This window comes from Pseudomonas sp. HY13-MNA-CIBAN-0226 (genome assembly GCF_040310305.1).
GTDB lineage: Bacteria > Pseudomonadota > Gammaproteobacteria > Pseudomonadales > Pseudomonadaceae > Aquipseudomonas > Aquipseudomonas gregormendelii.
Genome location: NZ_JBEOPS010000288.1, coordinates 1 through 269 on the forward strand (window position 1 = coordinate 1; position 269 = coordinate 269).

The window sequence follows — 269 nt, forward strand, 5'->3', positions numbered from 1 at the left end:
GGGTGGGGTCAGGTGCGCAGCGTCACCGGCGAGAAAAACACGACCTTCCTGCCAGCGAGAGGCAACCCTGGCGTGGAAGGTGTAGACCACTTTGCGCACCAGCGAATAAGCTTTTTCACCCCGGAACGGCCGCAGCAAGTTGCCAAGGCTAGCGTCGCTGAGCATTTGCTCATCAGTCTCGTCGTCTTTGAGCATGAACTCGAAGCGACGTGTCTGATGAGGGCCGGGCACTTCTACGACAGGTCGCTGCGCGTCGCAATACACACGAG

Annotated in this window: 1 protein-coding gene; it reads right to left on the bottom strand. The window is 59.5% G+C overall.

Features of this window, described 5'->3' with window-relative positions; translation table 11 throughout:
- A partial coding sequence (locus AAEZ05_RS28785; protein ID WP_350650007.1) for an FAD-dependent monooxygenase occupies positions 1-269 on the bottom strand: 269 nt, incomplete at both ends.